Source organism: Thalassobacillus pellis, from assembly GCF_016908295.1.
Taxonomy (GTDB): domain Bacteria; phylum Bacillota; class Bacilli; order Bacillales; family Halobacillaceae; genus Thalassobacillus; species Thalassobacillus pellis.
Map to the genome: position 1 here is coordinate 101,310 of NZ_JAFBDO010000007.1, position 16,081 is coordinate 117,390.

The 16,081-nt window shown below is 41.3% G+C and carries 18 protein-coding genes; 15 read left to right on the plus strand and 3 right to left on the minus strand.

Features of this window, described 5'->3' with window-relative positions; all coding sequences use genetic code 11:
• Positions 1–2 precede the first annotated feature (2 nt).
• From yqeH to JOC33_RS17745, 7 genes are read left to right on the plus strand one after another with little or no spacing between them, the layout of a single operon-like run.
• Positions 3–1,106, plus strand: a complete 1,104-nt coding sequence (gene yqeH / locus JOC33_RS17715; RefSeq protein WP_205093880.1) for a ribosome biogenesis GTPase YqeH — start codon at positions 3–5, stop codon at positions 1,104–1,106.
• A gap of 18 nt (positions 1,107–1,124) precedes the next feature.
• Entirely contained in the window at positions 1,125–1,958 is an 834-nt protein-coding gene (aroE, locus tag JOC33_RS17720) for a shikimate dehydrogenase (RefSeq protein ID WP_205093881.1), read from the plus strand.
• Position 1,959: 1 nt separating this feature from the next.
• Entirely contained in the window at positions 1,960–2,250 is a 291-nt protein-coding gene (yhbY, locus tag JOC33_RS17725; RefSeq protein ID WP_205093882.1) for a ribosome assembly RNA-binding protein YhbY, read from the plus strand.
• A gap of 16 nt (positions 2,251–2,266) precedes the next feature.
• The gene (locus JOC33_RS17730; RefSeq protein WP_205093883.1) at positions 2,267–2,830 is read left to right on the plus strand and encodes a nicotinate-nucleotide adenylyltransferase; all 564 of its coding nucleotides are present in this window, start codon (positions 2,267–2,269) and stop codon (positions 2,828–2,830) included.
• The gene (gene yqeK, locus JOC33_RS17735) at positions 2,826–3,416 is read left to right on the plus strand and encodes a bis(5'-nucleosyl)-tetraphosphatase (symmetrical) YqeK (RefSeq protein ID WP_420825724.1); all 591 of its coding nucleotides are present in this window, start codon (positions 2,826–2,828) and stop codon (positions 3,414–3,416) included. Before JOC33_RS17730 ends, yqeK begins: the two co-directional genes overlap by 5 nt.
• Positions 3,413–3,760: a ribosome silencing factor gene (gene rsfS / locus JOC33_RS17740; RefSeq protein ID WP_205093885.1), complete on the plus strand. Its 348-nt coding sequence runs from the start codon at positions 3,413–3,415 to the stop codon at positions 3,758–3,760. Before yqeK ends, rsfS begins: the two co-directional genes overlap by 4 nt.
• Positions 3,761–3,766: 6 nt before the next feature.
• On the plus strand, positions 3,767–4,501 hold the full coding sequence (locus JOC33_RS17745; protein WP_205093886.1) for a class I SAM-dependent DNA methyltransferase: 735 nt from the start codon (positions 3,767–3,769) through the stop codon (positions 4,499–4,501).
• A 154-nt stretch (positions 4,502–4,655) separates the two neighbouring features.
• On the opposite strand, the gene comER is transcribed toward JOC33_RS17745, so the two are convergent.
• On the minus strand, positions 4,656–5,471 hold the full coding sequence (comER, locus tag JOC33_RS17750) for a late competence protein ComER (protein ID WP_205093887.1): 816 nt from the start codon (positions 5,469–5,471) through the stop codon (positions 4,656–4,658).
• Between the two features lie 82 nt (positions 5,472–5,553).
• Between comER and JOC33_RS17755 the strand changes: the two genes are divergently transcribed.
• The 3 genes from JOC33_RS17755 to JOC33_RS17765 all read left to right on the plus strand — a co-directional run bounded on the left by JOC33_RS17755 (position 5,554) and on the right by JOC33_RS17765 (position 9,101).
• Positions 5,554–6,150, plus strand: coding sequence for a helix-hairpin-helix domain-containing protein (locus JOC33_RS17755; RefSeq protein WP_205093888.1), 597 nt, complete (start codon positions 5,554–5,556; stop codon positions 6,148–6,150).
• Between the two features lie 76 nt (positions 6,151–6,226).
• Positions 6,227–6,808 carry a ComE operon protein 2 gene (locus JOC33_RS17760; protein ID WP_205093889.1) on the plus strand — a complete coding sequence of 194 codons (582 nt, stop codon included), beginning with the start codon at positions 6,227–6,229 and terminating at the stop codon, positions 6,806–6,808.
• 37 nt (positions 6,809–6,845) lie between these two features.
• Positions 6,846–9,101, plus strand: a complete 2,256-nt coding sequence (locus JOC33_RS17765; RefSeq protein WP_205093890.1) for a DNA internalization-related competence protein ComEC/Rec2 — start codon at positions 6,846–6,848, stop codon at positions 9,099–9,101.
• 154 nt (positions 9,102–9,255) lie between these two features.
• Here JOC33_RS17765 and JOC33_RS17770 read toward each other — a convergent pair whose 3' ends face one another.
• Positions 9,256–9,390: a YqzM family protein gene (locus JOC33_RS17770; protein ID WP_205093891.1), complete on the minus strand. Its 135-nt coding sequence runs from the start codon at positions 9,388–9,390 to the stop codon at positions 9,256–9,258.
• 373 nt (positions 9,391–9,763) lie between these two features.
• Here JOC33_RS17770 and holA point away from each other — a divergent pair, with 373 nt between their 5' ends.
• Positions 9,764–10,801, plus strand: a complete 1,038-nt coding sequence (gene holA / locus JOC33_RS17775; RefSeq protein WP_239534297.1) for a DNA polymerase III subunit delta — start codon at positions 9,764–9,766, stop codon at positions 10,799–10,801.
• 143 nt (positions 10,802–10,944) lie between these two features.
• Here the strand turns inward: holA and rpsT are convergent, their stop codons facing one another.
• Positions 10,945–11,205 (minus strand): 30S ribosomal protein S20, encoded by a 261-nt coding sequence (gene rpsT / locus JOC33_RS17780; protein WP_205093893.1) that lies wholly within the window; start codon positions 11,203–11,205, stop codon positions 10,945–10,947.
• 161 nt (positions 11,206–11,366) lie between these two features.
• Between rpsT and gpr the strand changes: the two genes are divergently transcribed.
• The 4 genes from gpr (at position 11,367) to lepA (ending at position 16,030) form a co-directional block, all read left to right on the plus strand.
• Complete coding sequence (gpr, locus tag JOC33_RS17785; protein ID WP_205093894.1) at positions 11,367–12,461, plus strand: GPR endopeptidase; 1,095 nt, start codon at positions 11,367–11,369, stop codon at positions 12,459–12,461.
• Between the two features lie 93 nt (positions 12,462–12,554).
• On the plus strand, positions 12,555–13,718 hold the full coding sequence (gene spoIIP / locus JOC33_RS17790) for a stage II sporulation protein P (protein ID WP_205093895.1): 1,164 nt from the start codon (positions 12,555–12,557) through the stop codon (positions 13,716–13,718).
• 16 nt (positions 13,719–13,734) lie between these two features.
• Positions 13,735–14,085 (plus strand): DUF3679 domain-containing protein, encoded by a 351-nt coding sequence (locus JOC33_RS17795; protein WP_205093896.1) that lies wholly within the window; start codon positions 13,735–13,737, stop codon positions 14,083–14,085.
• A gap of 127 nt (positions 14,086–14,212) precedes the next feature.
• Positions 14,213–16,030: a translation elongation factor 4 gene (gene lepA / locus JOC33_RS17800; protein ID WP_205093897.1), complete on the plus strand. Its 1,818-nt coding sequence runs from the start codon at positions 14,213–14,215 to the stop codon at positions 16,028–16,030.
• The last annotated feature ends 51 nt before the right edge of the window (positions 16,031–16,081 follow it).

Sequence of the window (16,081 nt, forward strand, 5' to 3'; positions counted from 1 at the left end):
CTTTGACGAGTAAATTAATATGTCAGGGATGTGGAGCTGATATACAGACGGAGTTACCAGATCAGCCTGGCTTTGCACCGCCGTCAGCTTTAGAAAGAGATGATATCATTTGTAAAAGGTGTTTTCGCTTAAAAAATTATAACGAAGTACAGGATGTCCCTTACCAAGATGATGATTTTCTCGAGATGCTTAACCAAATTGCTGATACGGATAGCCTCATCGTAAATTTGGTTGATATCTTTGATTTTAATGGCAGTTTTATTCCGGGAATTTCCCGGTTGACAGGGAATAATCCGATTATTTTGGTCGGGAACAAGATGGATATACTCCCAAAATCGGTGAACCCCAACAAAGTCAAGCAATGGTTGAAGAAGTCAGCCAGTGAACGGGGGCTTAAAGTGGAAGCTGTCTATTTGATTTCCGCTCATAAAGGCGAGGGGATAGAGGAGCTGGCAGCAGCGATAGAGAGATCCAGGAACAAAAAAGACGTCTATGTAGTCGGTACTACCAACGTAGGGAAGTCCACTTTTATTAACCGGCTGATCAATCGGACATCGGGTATCAAGGATGCCATAACTACTTCCTATTTTCCCGGAACAACACTAGGATTCATCGGCATTCCGCTTGATGATGCTGCTTCATTGTTTGATACTCCAGGGGTGATTCATCGTCATCAGATGGCACATTATATGTCCGATAAAGATTTGAAACTGATTACTCCAAAAAAAGAAGTAAAACCAAGGGTCTATCAGCTGAATGATCAGCAAACCTTATATTTTGGTGGTTTGACACGTCTGGATTTTGAAGAAGGAGAAAGAAGTTCATTTATTTGTTACCTTTCTAATGATATTCCGATTCATCGCACAAAGTTGGAAAAAGCAGATGAACTTTATACCAATCATTTAGGCGAACTGTTATCTCCTCCTGATTTGGAAACCATGGAGCATCTGCCCGAATTGAAAACACAGACTTATCGTATAAAAGATAGAAAAACTGATATCGTGGTTTCAGGACTGGGATGGGTGACGATACCAGAGGGGAATGTTTCGGTAACTGTGCATGCTCCTGAAGGAGTTAAAGTGTCGCTTCGTGATTCATTGATATGATGGGGGAGGAGAAGGAAAATGAAGTTAGGATTGATTGGCAACCCGATAAAGCACTCGTTGTCTCCATGGATTCATTCCCGCTTACTCGAATTGGCAGGAATAGAGGGACAATATCAATTATATGAAATGCAGCCAGGCAGTTTCCAGCAGCAAATAGAGCTGTTACGAAATGAGCAGCTTGACGGCTTTAATGTGACAGTGCCGTTTAAGCAAAAAATAATGCCAGAGCTTGACGATATTGATGGGCAGGCGAAAAAGTTGGGAGCAGTAAATACTGTTAAAAATCATGATGGTCGCTGGCTTGGTTATAATACAGATGGTAAAGGCTTCGTAAATTCTTTAAGGGCAAAATATGGAACTCTCCTCCATCCAGATACAAAAGTGCTCCTATTAGGTGCAGGAGGAGCAGCGAAAGGTATATTTTTCACATTATTGAATGAAGGTGTCAGACAGATTGATGTAGCCAATCGTACAACAGAACGAGCCGAGGCAATTGTCAATGCTTCTGAAGCGGCTGTCTCTTCTCACTCCCTGACTTTGAAGGAAGCAGAAGGACGAATAGCTGAATATCACCTGATCATACAGACAACAACTGTGGGTATGAACCCCCGTTCGGATGAATCCATCATATCTTTGAAAAATATGAAGGAAGGAGCAGTTGTGAGTGATATCGTATACCAGCCTCTGGAAACTGCTTTTCTGAAAGATGCCATAAGTAATGGCGGCAGAATTCATCAAGGCCACGAAATGCTGCTTTACCAGGCAGTTTATGCTTTTAAAATATGGACTGGGAAAAGCATCGATGAAACAAAGCTGCTTATGGAGCTTGAAGCACAATTGAAAGGAGAATAATATGCTGACAGGAAAACAAAAAAGGTATTTACGCTCACAGGCACATCATTTATCTCCGATATTCCAAGTAGGAAAAACAGGAGTCAATGAAAATATGGTGTCACAAATTGATGATGCCTTGGAAAAACGGGAATTAATAAAAGTAAGTGTATTACAGAACTGTTTAGAAGATAAGAACGATGTTGCTCAGGATCTGGCAGAAGGGTCCGGTGCCCACATTGTCCAAATTATCGGAAATACGATCGTTTTGTATAAGGAATCAATGGAAAATAAACAGATTAATTTACCATGAAATTGAGGGAGCTTCTATGAAGAAAGTCGGTTTATTGGGAGGGACATTCGATCCTCCTCATTTGGGACATCTGATTATAGCTGAAGAAGTACACAGGAGCCTTGAATTAGATGAGGTTTGGCTGATTCCGTCTCATGTACCGCCACATAAATCAGGGCCATTAGCTGATGGAAAAGCTCGATTGGAAATGACGGAAAGGGCGGTAGCGGATAATAGCCATCTTGCTGTTTCAGATATCGAATTGGAACGTGAAGGGAAATCCTACACTGTCCATACAATCAGACAATTGAAAGAAAATTATCCTGACGCCAAGTTTTTCTTTATCATAGGTGGTGATATGGTGCAGTACCTCCCCAAATGGCATGCTATTGACCGGCTTTTAGAAATGATCGAATTCGTCGGTGTCAAACGCACCGGGTACCTTTTGGAAAGTCCATATCCTATTCATGAAGTAGAAGTACCCGCAATCGAAGTTTCCTCATCCATGCTAAGGGAACGGCTGAAAAATGGAATGGGAACGAAATATCTTCTCCCAGACAGGGTATTGGAATATATAAAGGAGCATGGTTTATATGATTGATCTTACTCAAGCATGGAAAGTCGTAAATAGAGTGCTTAAACCTGAGCGTTACGAACATACCGTGCGTGTAGTTGAAACAGCTGTTCAGCTAGCAGAACAGTATAATGCCGACACCCATAAGGCACAGGTTGCTTCCATTCTTCATGATTATGCCAAGTATCGTGATAGAGAAGAGATGCGTCGCTGGATTGAAAGTGACAAACGACTGCCTAAAGATCTATTAACGTATCATCACGAACTTTGGCACGGTCCTGTGGGGGCTTTACTGGCAGAGAAGGAATTGGGAGTAAGGGATTCTGACATACTTTCCGCAATTGCCTGTCATACAACCGGGAAAAAGCATATGAAACGCCTGGATAAAATTGTATTCTTGGCTGATTATATCGAGCCAGGAAGAAAATTTCCGGGTGTAGAGGAAGTCAGGGAAACCGCGGCACAAGATCTGGATAAAGCATGCATGCAGGCGTCACGGAATACCATTCAATTTTTATTGAGTAAAAGTCAGACGGTTTACCCCGATACATTCCATACCTATAATGAATTGATTCAACGTGTGAAAAAAAATGAAATGGAGGGGAAAAAATGAATAGCAATGAACTTGTTAAAATGATTGCCAAGGCGTGTGATGATAAACGAGCGGATGACATCGTAGTACTTGATATGACCGAGGTTTCGTTGATTGCCGATTACTTTTTGATTTGTGAAGGCTCGAACGAGCGTCAGGTACAGGCAATAGCAAGAGAATTGAAGGATAAGGCTGAAGAAAATGGTATTTCGGTATCAAGAATCGAAGGATTTGAACAGGCCCGGTGGATACTTGTCGACCTTCATGATGTCGTCTGCCATATTTTTCATAAAGACGAACGGAATTACTATAATCTTGAGCGCCTGTGGGGAGATGCTCCTACGGTTGCTATCGAAGGTGTATAGAGAAACATGGCTTATGGCAGGATGGCGTTGATTTATGACAGGCTGATGCGTGATGCTCCTTATGATGATTGGGTTTCTTTTACAGAAAAGCATTTGACAAAGAAAAATGCTGATATTCTTGAACTCGGTTGCGGTACGGGTGAAATCACGCTTCGTTTAGCAGAAAAAGGACACAGAGTTACAGGTGTGGATGTGTCCGGAGATATGCTGACGGTCGCCAACGAAAAAGCAGCTGAGGCTTTGAATATTAAATGGCTGCGTCAGGATATTCGCAGCCTTGAAGGCCTTGAAAATTTTGACTGTGTTGTTTCCTATTGTGATGTATTGAACTATATGAATACCCATACTGATCTCCTTAGGGTTTTTCATCATGCATTCGAGGCAATAAAGCCTGGCGGGTGCTTTATATTTGATGTCCACTCTATCGAACATCTGAGCAGGGACATGGCGGGGGAAACCTTTGCTGAAGTTTATGATGATATTTCCTATATTTGGTTTTGTAACGAAGGGGACCGTATAAATCAGGTGGAGCATGATCTTACATTTTTTATAGAGGAAAACGGCGTATATGAGAGGTTTGATGAATATCACTATCAAACTGGGTATGCTATGGCTGATTTGAATGCTTTACTGAATGAGACAGGTTTTGAACATATACAAGCTTTCGCAGATTTTTCCGGTAGAAAGGCAATGGATGATTCAGCTGGAGATCGATTATTTTTTGTGTGTGAAAAGTCTTGATAAAAAAGTGAAAATGCCCAGGCAAACGATTACTTTTAGAGATGAATATTAGCTGGAAATGAAAAAGTCGAAGGGCGATTGTCAAACCGCTCCTCGACTTTTTTAAAGGATAAATACTGTTCAGTGGCGAATAAAGATAATAAAACATTAGCCATTAATCCATCCTTCTCAACATTTGTTTATCCTGCCTGTGCTTAGCTTGTGTAGCTTCGAACATTCTTTCGAACAACTCTCCGATATTAGCTTCAAGTGCTTGAATTCCTTCACCTGTAACTCCGCCTTTGACACTTACCTTTTCTCTTAATTTTTGAAGAGTATAATGTTCTTTTGATAGTAATTCCCCATATCCAATCAGCATTTCACACGTCAAATCCGTTGCCGTATCATCAGGAAGCCCTGCAACTTCCCCAGCTGCAATAATCCATTTCTCCATCAGAAAACTCAAAAACGCAGGCCCACAGGAAACAATATCGGAACACACTCGAATGTACTGCTCTTCTGTTTCAATTGGTTTGGAAATGAATTTAAATGTCTGTTTTAGTAAGGCTTTGGTAGTCGGTGTGACGTTTTGTCCGAATGTAATTAAACTTGCACCTTGGAATGCCCTGTTTGTAATGGAAGGAACAATCCTTGCAACCTGGCAAGGCAGGCATTGTTCCAGCTCATTGACATCCACAGGGCTTGTAATGGAAACGACACACTGGTCTTTTGACAAGCTTGCCGCTAATTCTTTGAACAAAGGTTTCATATCATGGGGTTTGACACAGATAAATACAATATCGGATTGTTCAGCAACTTTTATGATGTCTTTCTCTATATTCAGACCACTATACTTCTTTTTAAGGTTATAGGCTTTCTCCAAAGATCGGTTTGTAATCGTCAGGTCCTCCGAATCAAGAGCCCCACTGTCAAGTAATGATTCAATCAGAATCGTTCCCATATTCCCCGTTCCGATAACTCCCCAATTCATATCTATCCCTCCTTTTCCTGTACATCAGTATCACAATTATATGTCCCAGTGCATGGTCGTATGAAAGGGTGTGTTTGATTATATGTTCTTTATCAAAAAATATGCTTGGCTCCTGGTCCCTGTACTTCTGCTTGTTTGGATTGTCTATGGAGTTGATGAAAAAGACAAACCAACCGATCAGCAGGGTCTGTCATTAAAGACAGAAGAATTTTCAACAGACAGTGAAACAACGAAACGTTCTGAAGTGCAGAATCAAGTAATGGTCGATATCAAAGGAGAGGTTGCAACTCCTGGTGTCTATAAAACACCATTGAATAGCAGGGTAGCTGATGTAATTGATTTGGCGGGTGGGCTGACTGAACAAGCGGATCATACTTCCGTAAATATGGCTCAAAAAGTTCAGGATGAAATGATGATCATTATCACTGCGAAGGGAAAGACCGGTGGTGCAGACGGTCAACATAATAGTGAAGGGAACGAAAATGGAAAAATAAGGATTAATTACGCAAGTGAAACCGAAATTCAGAATTTGGAAGGTATTGGTCCATCAAAAGCAAAGGCTATTGTCAAATATCGAGAAGAGAATGGTTTATTTCGTACCCCTGAAGACTTGCTTGAAGTGGGAGGCATTGGTGAAAAAACACTTGATAATATCAGCGATGCTATCCAGCTCCCTTAATGCGTTGACGTTTTTACAAATGACCGTGTAAACTGAACTTTGACAACAGGCTACATAGAAAAGGAGATTATTTTAAATGGAGCGAATTTCCTGGAATCAATATTTTATGGCACAAAGTCACTTGCTGAAAATGCGCAGTACATGCGAACGTCTGGCTGTAGGTGCCACGATTGTTAGAGATAAGCGAATGATTGCTGGAGGCTATAATGGCAGTGTGAGCGGAAGTGTGCATTGTGCTGATGAGGGCTGTTATGTCATCGATGGGCACTGTGTCCGAACAATTCATGCAGAAATGAATGCCATTCTTCAATGTGCAAAATTCGGTGTAGCCACAGAAGGTGCAGAGATCTATGTCACCCATTTTCCGTGTGTTCACTGTTGTAAGGCGATTATCCAGGCTGGTATAAAGGCTGTCTATTATAGTACAGATTATCGCAACCACCCATATGCAATCGAACTGTTCCGTGAAGCGGGCGTTGAAATGCATAAAGTGGAATTAGAGAACATCTCCCTTGATCCGTATCATTCAGAAAAGCTTGAGTTCATGGATGAGTTAATTAATGAAATAGAAGCCAGAGGGGCAGAACCTGAGAAGGTTTCAGGTTTGAAAGAAGTCGCAAAAAAGCTTTTTCATCAAAGCCATACCCATGAAGCTTGATTACCAGGGACAGTGGCATCTGGTGGCTGCTCCTTTTATGTTGGGGGGAATAGCTGCCGGAGGCCATATGGCTGCCTGGTTGATTGGCGCAGTGGCAATATGTACAAGCTGTTATATGCGGTTAAGGAATCAAATGCTGGTCTGTATAATGGTTGCAGCCTTCCTATCAGGTTACGTTCTTATCAGTAACGATTCCCCAAAGAAAGCCAAAGATACAGGTTCTTCCATTTCTCAAGGGGAAATAATAACACCAGTGAACGAAACAGACGTTAAAATGGAAGTGACCATTCATGATAAATCCTCCAGGCAGAAAATGCTCGTTACCTATTTTAAAGGTGAGGATTCAGCGGGAAAGGTGAAAACTTTTCGTTCGTCCTGGAAGTATGGCGCAAAATGTATGATCGATGCGGAAGTTACGCCAGTTGCGACGGCGACAAATCCTGGTCAATTTGATTTTCGTGCCTATCTTTTTCGAAGGGGAATAGAAAAGCAAATTATTGTTGATGATAAAACACCCATTACATGTACGGGATCTTCATGGCTTGCAAACATACACGATATTCGGTCCGGATTGATTGATCGTACTAAAAACCATCTCCCCGGAGAAACCGCTGACTGGGCTAATGCATTGATTCTTGGTGATATGGATGGTTTATCCCATGAAACAATCGAGTTGTTTCGCAGGTGGAATTTATCCCATATCCTTGCCATCTCCGGTATGCATGTTGGTCTATTGGCAGCGATTTGCTATTTTTGTCTGTACCGGACGGGGTTGATGACAATAGAAAAAAGCCAGTGGTGCTTGGTTTTTATACTCCCGTTATATAGTGTTCTTGCTGGAGGAGCACCATCTGTTCTGCGTGCTGCAGCAATGATTTTCTGTGGATTGTTATTAGTTAAGGTCAGATATCGTCTGCAAATGACCGATATGATCAGTCTCCTGTTTATACTCTTCTTGTTCATTAATCCAGCCTATTTTTATCATCTTGGTTTTCAGTTTTCCTTTCTTGCCACCTTTGCTCTTATCCTCTCAGGGAAATGGCTGAAAGGCTCTAATAAACTTCTTCTTCTCATCCGCATCAGTTTCATCAGTCAAATGGCCATCCTTCCGCTGCAACTCCATTATTTCTATCTTTTTAATCCCTTATCCTTAATCATTAATCTCCTCTTTGTTCCTTATTTCACCATCCTTGTTATACCCTTTATGTTTGGGCTTTTCATGCTTCAATTTTTGTCCCTTCCATTTATGGATATATTGTCGGAAATGTTCACCATAGTAAACGGCCAAATTTTCAAGCTGCTCTATATAATGGATGATCATTTGTATTACCCATGGGTTACAGGGCAGTTGACCAGCGGATATATAGCTGCTTATTATGTGCTAATGATTATTATGTTCTCTTTTTTGGATAAAGAAAAACAAACGCAAGCATTTATCAGTTCCATTTTAGCCATTTTAATACTGGTCTTTTTTTCAGGGAAAGCTTATTTCAAAGAACACGGTTATTTAACTATGCTTGATGTCGGCCAAGGTGACTGTATGGTGATTGAACTTCCATATCGAAGAGGGATCGTAATGATTGATGCGGCTGGTCCTGCTCCTTTCACCCAAAATAAAAATAAAATCGCTGAAGATATTATCCAGCCATTTTTACACTCGCGTGGTATTACAGAAGTGGATACATTGTTTATGACACATGAGGATGCGGATCATATTGGCAGTACGGAAAGGCTGGTAAGTCTGATAAAAGTAAATAGCGTTGTAGTAAGTCCATATTTCCGATTTCCTGACAAGTTGAAAAAGGTGCTTGTAGAAAATGAAGTCGAGTTAGGGGTAGTTGGCCAGGGTTATGTAGAGATCGGTAGTCAAAAATTTTATTTTCTTAGTCCCAGGGAGGATCAAAAAGACACCAATCAGAATTCATTAGTCCTTTACACAGAATTTGGGGCTGCAAAATGGTTATTTACAGGGGATATATCGATAAGGGAGGAAGAAAGAATCATTAAAGATTATCCTGCTCTTGATATCGATGTGTTGAAAGTGGCTCATCATGGGAGTAATACTTCGACATCTGAAGGGTTCCTCAAGGAAGTAAGACCATCGATAGCGTTAATTTCAGCAGGAAGAAAAAATCGATATGGGCATCCACACAAAGACATCGTTGACAGGCTTACGAAAAATCGAGTCGACATTCTGCGAACGGATCTACATGGCGCCATTCAGTATGCATATGATGACGAAAGAGGAACATTTACCTCTTTTCTCACGTATAGTAGGATAAATAAGCGATAAATATTATTATATCCGCTCATTAGAAAAACTTGGCTTGTCGCCAAGTCCTTATGGCGAAAGCCTTAGTTTTGCTTATACTTTAATACTTTAACAGAGTTAAACTTTCTTAAAGTATTAAAAAAGACTGCCCTTTGAGCAGTCTTTTGGGATTGGATTATAGACCGATGACACTCACCACTACGCCAATGAAGAAAATGATGAAAAAGAACAAGAATGAAAAAATGAAGCCATTGGCAGAATCGATGACATCGTTGGTTTTTGTTTGTGCATCCTTCTTAAATTCATTCACTGTAACCCCTCCTATATCTGGTTTTTAGTATAAGGCAAACAGAAGTAAAAATCCATAATCATTCAAAATAAAATATAAAAAATCCTATTCGGATTATTTTTATTGCCTTGGTTAGCAAGAGTTGTCATCTATAGTTTTTGTCCTTTTGGTCAATCTATAACCGAAGGACAATTTCGCCGCACTTTCTTACTCCCGGGAAAGAAGGTGCGACGTTCATATAGATTACTCAGGTACCTCGAAAAAGATGCTTTTGACAAGGCTTCCTAACCGGCATAAAATTAGAACATTGGTTCTTTTAAGAAGGATAGGAACTAAACGAGGTGCCTGTCACCTTTTAAACCTTTTAGGCAGAGGTGGAAAACAAGTGAGTTATATGGATGTTCTGAAAAAAATTAACAAAAAGCAATTTTCCTCAGTGTACTTATTATATGGAACAGAATCTTACATGATTCAGGATATTAAGCAGAAAATATTGGCCAACGCCTTGAATGAAGAAGATCAGGATGTAAATGTATCCTCCTATGATCTTGAAGAAACACCGATAGAGGATGTTGTGACTGATGCAGAAACGTACCCTTTTTTTGGTGAGAGGAAAATTATCATAGCGGACAAGCCTGTGTTTATGAAAGCAAAACCAGATAAACTACCTTTTGACCATAATGTAGATGCTCTGCAATCTTACCTTTCAAACCCGGCTGATTATTCTATCCTTATTTTAACTGCCCCATACGAAAAGCTCGATGAGAGAAAAAAAGTCATAAAACTGCTTAAAAAGCAGGGGGAAGCAGTAGCTTGTGAACCTGTTAAAGAGTGGAATTTAGATGAATGGATCCAAACACTTGCTGACCAGTTACATATTCATGTGCCAAAGGAATTGCATGAACTGTTCATCAGGGAAATTGGAACAAACTTGATGGTGCTCCAAAGTGAAATGGAAAAACTTGCTTTGAACCTCGGTGAAAATGGCGTAGTTACGAAAGAGCTTGCGGAAGAAATGCTTTCTCATTCAGCGGAGGCATCTGGTTTGAAGTTGGTTGATGCGGTGATGGAAAGAAATTTATCTCGTGCCATCCATCTATATAAAGATCTTTTGCGTACCAATGAAGATCCAATTGCACTGACCGCATTATTGGCATCTCAATTCCGAATAATATATCAGGCTAAGATTTTAAAACAGAAGGGATATGCTCCAAACCAGATGCGTCAATATATCCAGGCCCATCCATATGTGATTAAGATGGCTATGAAACGTGAACAGTACTTTACGCAAATAGAACTGGAACAAATCATGAATCAGTTAACCGAAACTGATCAGCATATCAAGCAGGGAAGGGTAGAGAAAAACCTTGCCTTTGAACTACTTTTATACCAGCTGATCAATATTAAACAAGCTTCAGAACGAATCGGATAACATGCAACATAGAAGATGGATAACGAAACCGAATTAAAAAACGGAGTCCTGCTGCAGTTAAGGCAGAGGACTCCGTTTTTTTAGAAAAGTAAAAACGACCCTGGCAAGAGTCGCTTGTTGGTCATAAATTCAAAAAAAGCAGCTTACAGGCTGTTTACTTTTTTCTCTAGGCGAGATTTTTGACGATTGCCATTGTTTTGGTGGATGATTCCAGCCTGAACAGCTTTGTCAATTTTCTTTTTTGCAGTCTGAAGAGCGTTTTTAGCACTCTCTCCATCATTGTTATTCACAAGAGTTTCGACGCGTTTAACAGCCGTACGCATATCCCCTTTGTATACAAGGTTTTGAGCGCGGCGGTCATCTGTTGTGCGTACACGCTTGATGGCAGATTTAATATTTGGCATGATTTCACCTCCCAGGTAAAAACATAAGACTCATTCATATCGAACAAGAGACATTTTACCAAAGCGTAACACAGTTTTCAATAGATTTATAAAGACTGAGTGGGATACAGGTATAAAACAACGGTCTCTGCTCCAAGCTATTACCAAAAAGGAGACTAAATATGGGTGAAAATAGTATTGACTTTACTGTACGTACGGATTTAGCTGTCGAGGCTAAGGAAATGGTCGTTAAAGATGAAAAGACTAACCAATATCCTGCGGGTATCGAAGTAGAAGAGAAAAAGGTCAATGACATTAATGTTACGTATGTCACCATTGATGAAGCAGCTGAGGAGCAGCTGGGGAAAAAACCGGGAAATTATGTAACCCTTGAGTCAAAAGCGATCAGGAATCAAGACACCCAAATGCAAAAAAAGCTCGCAGGTGTTTTAGCTGATGAACTTGGTTATTTATTCGAATTAAATAACATAAAACCGAACCAGGAATGCTTGGTCGTTGGGTTAGGCAATCACAACGTAACTCCCGATGCACTTGGTCCGCTGGCGATGGAAAAGATCATGGTAACAACACACCTGTTCAAGCTTCGTCCAGAAACTGTATCGGAAGGATACCGTCCAGTATCAGCTATTACTCCAGGGGTAATGGGAGTGACGGGAGTTGAAACAAGTGACGTTATTCTTGGAATAATCGAAAAAACAAAGCCTGATTTTGTTATCGCTATCGACGCCCTTGCCTCACGTTCTATCGACCGGATAAATGCAACCATTCAACTGTCAGATGCAGGGATACATCCCGGCTCAGGAGTAGGCAATAAACGGAAAGAACTCAGCAAAGATACCCTTGATATTCCGGTGATTGCTGTTGGGGTTCCAACTGTTGTGGATGCTGTCACGATTACGAGCGATACCATCGACTATCTGCTTAAGCATCTTGGGCGGGAATGGAGAGAAAAAGATGATCCTTCCAAATCCCTTACTCCTGCCAGCATGACATTTGGAGAACGGGAATTGCGTGAAGAAGATTTGCCAGGGGAAGAACAGCGAAGAGCTATCCTTGGAATGGTCGGCGGGCTGCAGGAACAAGAAAAGCGTCAGTTGATCGGAGAAGTACTAAAACCTCTGGGCCATAACCTGATGGTTACCCCTAAAGAAGTAGACGGTTTCATCAAGGATATGGCACATACGTTAGCGGCTGGTATTAACGGCGCCCTCCATCAAAGCGTAGAAGGAGAAGATTCTCAATCTTTCACACGTTAAATTTAATAGAGGAAATGATAGAGAACAGTTCTATTTTTTCTAACCCTTCATAGACTTTAGTAATCAGCTTAAGGTCATGAAGGGAATGGGGATATGAAAAAAAAGAAGCTTCTGCCGACGCTTAGAAACCAAAGGGTCAAAGGCTTATATACGCGCACTGGCATGGCAGTCGGTGCTATGCTGGCCCTGCTCCTGATCATCGGCGCGATGACAAGTGTCAATTCTACTTACCGGATATATTCTGAAACGATTCAAAGCTGGACAAGTCAAATTGAAGGTCCCTCCTTTCTCTATTTGTTCAGCTTGGAAAACCGAGTTTTCAAAGAAGCTTATCCAGAAAACCTGGAACCACCGGAATTATCGACTCTGTCTTTCCAGTTGGCAACCAGCCTTACTCCTAATGATCCAAGAAGCTTACTCGGACATGAACTTCCTGGTCTTTCTACTTATAATGGTGAAATAATTATTGCCGGGAAAGGAACGGATTACGCCAACTTACCTGTAGAATCGCATGCGCCATTGGATGTTGTCCAGAAAGAGCAGGAGGCGGTTGAGGGAGAAGAAAAAGATCCTCCAGAAAAAGATAAACAACAAGGACCTAGCACAAATGGGAAAAATATCGTCTACATTTATCATTCTCATAATCGGGAATCCTTTCTTCCGCATTTACCTGAAGGTACTGATTCTGTTTTTCACAGTGAAGTCAATATTACAAAAGTCGGCGATCGTTTAGGGGAAAGTCTGGAGGCTAACGGCATAGGTGCAATGGTAGATCATACAGATATAACGGGGAGCCTGTCAGGTAAAGGAATGGAGTATTACGAATCCTATGATGCCGCCAGACCTGTAGTAAAGGAAGCGATGGCAGAAAACGAAAGCCTGACATACTTTTTTGACCTGCACCGTGATGCTTTAAAGAGAAAAGATACGACTACTGAAATTAATGGAAAAGATTATGCGCGAATCATGTTTGTTATAGGGGCAGAACATCCAGATTATGAAAAAAACCTCCAGTTAGCGACAGATCTGCATAAAAAAATAGAGGAAAAATATCCTGGTATCAGCCGGGGGGTCATCAAAAAAGAAGGAAGCGGCGTTGATGGAAAGTATAATCAGGATTTATCCCAAAAAGCTATCCTGATTGAATTCGGAGGGGTAGAGAATAAACTGGAAGAGTTATATCGCACAGCTGATATTGTAGCGGAAGTGTTCAGTGACTATTACTGGGAGGATACAGAAAAAGTATCTGCAGAATAATCATGGAGGTGGTTTAATGGTCAAATATATCATGTTCATACTGGTTACGATTTCCTTGTTTCTTTTCGGTGTATTATTCGGAATTAATCAGGCTAGTGAAGGAGTAGTACAGACAAGAGGATACACGACCGACCAGCTCCATGAGGCTCTGGTCATCAAAGATAAAACCAATGACACGTATGATGTGACTGTCATGGGCGTTCCAATTGAACAGCATAGTGTAGAGGAAAAACTGCATGTGTACAAATCGGAAGCTGCTCACTCCAGTGTGAAAGTTGCAGAAGCCTTAGGTACAGGAGTAACGAAAGTATATGACCTGTTCATTACCACAGTCGCTAAAATTGTAGAACCATTATTTGAAACATAATTGATCAGCTGGCCAGGTAACTTCAAATCCGGTTCCCTGGCTTTTTTGCTTTTCATTGAATAATGGGTTATCTATTGCTATAATCGAGGCTGGCTATCGTTCGTCATTATAGTAGGAGTGATTGAAATTGACTAGTAATAACAGACAGCAGCGCGTGCGAAATTTTTCGATCATCGCTCACATTGATCATGGAAAATCAACTCTCGCTGATCGTATTTTAGAAAAGACCAAGGCATTGACGCAGCGGGAAATGAAAGAACAGTTCCTTGATGCCATGGATTTGGAAAGAGAACGCGGGATTACAATTAAATTGAATGCCGTTCAATTGAACTATACACAAGATGAGGAAGATTACATTTTTCATTTGATTGATACGCCGGGGCACGTAGATTTTACATATGAAGTTTCCCGGAGCCTGGCAGCATGTGAGGGGGCAATATTGGTTGTAGATGCCGCCCAGGGAATTGAGGCTCAGACGTTGGCCAATGTTTACTTGGCATTGGAAAACGAATTGGAGATCATTCCGGTCATTAACAAAATAGACCTGCCAAGTGCTGACCCGGAACGTGTTAAACAAGAGATTGAGGACGTTATCGGCATTGATGCTTCCAATGCGATTTTGGCATCAGCCAAGGCGGGCAAAGGTATCGACGAAATCCTTGAACGGATAGTTTCAGATGTGCCTGCCCCTACCGGCGACATTGATGAACCACTTAAAGCCTTGATATTTGACTCGCTTTATGATCCGTATCGAGGTGTCATCGCTTATGTTTGTGTGAAGGAAGGCTCCGTAAAAGTTGGAGACAAAATTAAGATGATGGCGACCGGGAAAGAGTTTGAGGTGAATGAAGTAGGTGTATTCAAGCCGAAACCTTTCCCATTGGATGAGCTGACTGTAGGGGACGTCGGTTACTTAACTGCATCGATTAAAAACGTCGGTGACAGCCGTGTTGGTGATACAATCACCCTTGCGAAGAAACCGGCTGCAGAACCGCTCCCTGGTTATAAAAAACTTAATCCTATGGTTTTCTGCGGTATGTACCCTGTAGATGCCAATCGTTACAATGATTTGAGAGAAGCTTTGGAACGTCTGGAATTGAACGATTCCTCCTTGCAATATGAAGCAGAAACTTCCCAGGCACTTGGCTTCGGATTCCGTACCGGTTTTCTTGGCATGCTCCATATGGAAATCATCCAGGAGCGGATTGAACGTGAATTCGGTATTGATCTAATTACTACTGCACCGAGTGTTATTTATCAGGTCGCCATGACAGATGGAACGGAAATCCGAGTGGATAACCCATCAAAAATGCCAGACAACCAGAATCTTCAGGAAGTAAGGGAGCCATTTGTAAAAGCAACTATCATGGTGCCGAATGATTATGTCGGTCCAGTAATGGAAATCTGCCAGAAGAAAAGAGGCGATTTCAAGGACATGCAGTACATGGATGAAAATCGTGTCAATGTGGTCTATGAAATTCCGCTTTCCGAAATCGTCTATGATTTCTTCGATGCTTTGAAGTCAAAAACAAAAGGGTATGCTTCCTTTGACTATGAATTGATTGGTTATAAGCAATCAAATCTTGTGAAAATGGACATTCTGTTGAATGGGGATACCATTGATGCCTTGTCTTTCATTGTCCATCGGGACTTTGCTTATGAACGAGGCAAGCAAATCGTCGAAAAGCTGAAAAACCTTATTCCACGCCAGCAGTTTGAAGTACCTGTCCAGGCGACTATCGGCAACAAAGTAGTTGCCCGCTCAACCATCAAAGCAATGAGGAAAAACGTATTGTCCAAATGTTACGGCGGGGACATTTCGCGTAAACGTAAACTCCTCGAGAAACAAAAGGAAGGTAAAAAGCGGATGAAAATGGTAGGATCCGTGGAAGTCCCTCAGGAAGCATTCATGTCTGTATTGGAAATGGATGACGATGATAATTGATAATGGGAAACCGCAGGAATATTTCTTGCGGTTTTCGTCATGAAAGGCGGA

Bases quoted from the DNA above. Each gene is read 5' to 3' on its own strand.
- aroE (WP_205093881.1), top strand. From the start codon at position 1,125: ATGAAGTTAGGATTGATTGGCAACCCGATAAAGCACTCGTTGTCTCCA.
- yhbY (WP_205093882.1), top strand. From the start codon at position 1,960: ATGCTGACAGGAAAACAAAAAAGGTATTTACGCTCACAGGCACATCAT.
- JOC33_RS17730 (WP_205093883.1), top strand. From the start codon at position 2,267: ATGAAGAAAGTCGGTTTATTGGGAGGGACATTCGATCCTCCTCATTTG.
- rsfS (WP_205093885.1), top strand. From the start codon at position 3,413: ATGAATAGCAATGAACTTGTTAAAATGATTGCCAAGGCGTGTGATGAT.
- JOC33_RS17745 (WP_205093886.1), top strand. From the start codon at position 3,767: ATGGCTTATGGCAGGATGGCGTTGATTTATGACAGGCTGATGCGTGAT.
- comER (WP_205093887.1), bottom strand. From the start codon at position 5,471: ATGAATTGGGGAGTTATCGGAACGGGGAATATGGGAACGATTCTGATT.
- JOC33_RS17755 (WP_205093888.1), top strand. From the start codon at position 5,554: ATGTTCTTTATCAAAAAATATGCTTGGCTCCTGGTCCCTGTACTTCTG.
- JOC33_RS17760 (WP_205093889.1), top strand. From the start codon at position 6,227: ATGGAGCGAATTTCCTGGAATCAATATTTTATGGCACAAAGTCACTTG.
- JOC33_RS17765 (WP_205093890.1), top strand. From the start codon at position 6,846: ATGTTGGGGGGAATAGCTGCCGGAGGCCATATGGCTGCCTGGTTGATT.
- holA (WP_239534297.1), top strand. From the start codon at position 9,764: ATGGATGTTCTGAAAAAAATTAACAAAAAGCAATTTTCCTCAGTGTAC.
- rpsT (WP_205093893.1), bottom strand. From the start codon at position 11,205: ATGCCAAATATTAAATCTGCCATCAAGCGTGTACGCACAACAGATGAC.
- gpr (WP_205093894.1), top strand. From the start codon at position 11,367: ATGGGTGAAAATAGTATTGACTTTACTGTACGTACGGATTTAGCTGTC.
- spoIIP (WP_205093895.1), top strand. From the start codon at position 12,555: ATGAAAAAAAAGAAGCTTCTGCCGACGCTTAGAAACCAAAGGGTCAAA.
- JOC33_RS17795 (WP_205093896.1), top strand. From the start codon at position 13,735: ATGGTCAAATATATCATGTTCATACTGGTTACGATTTCCTTGTTTCTT.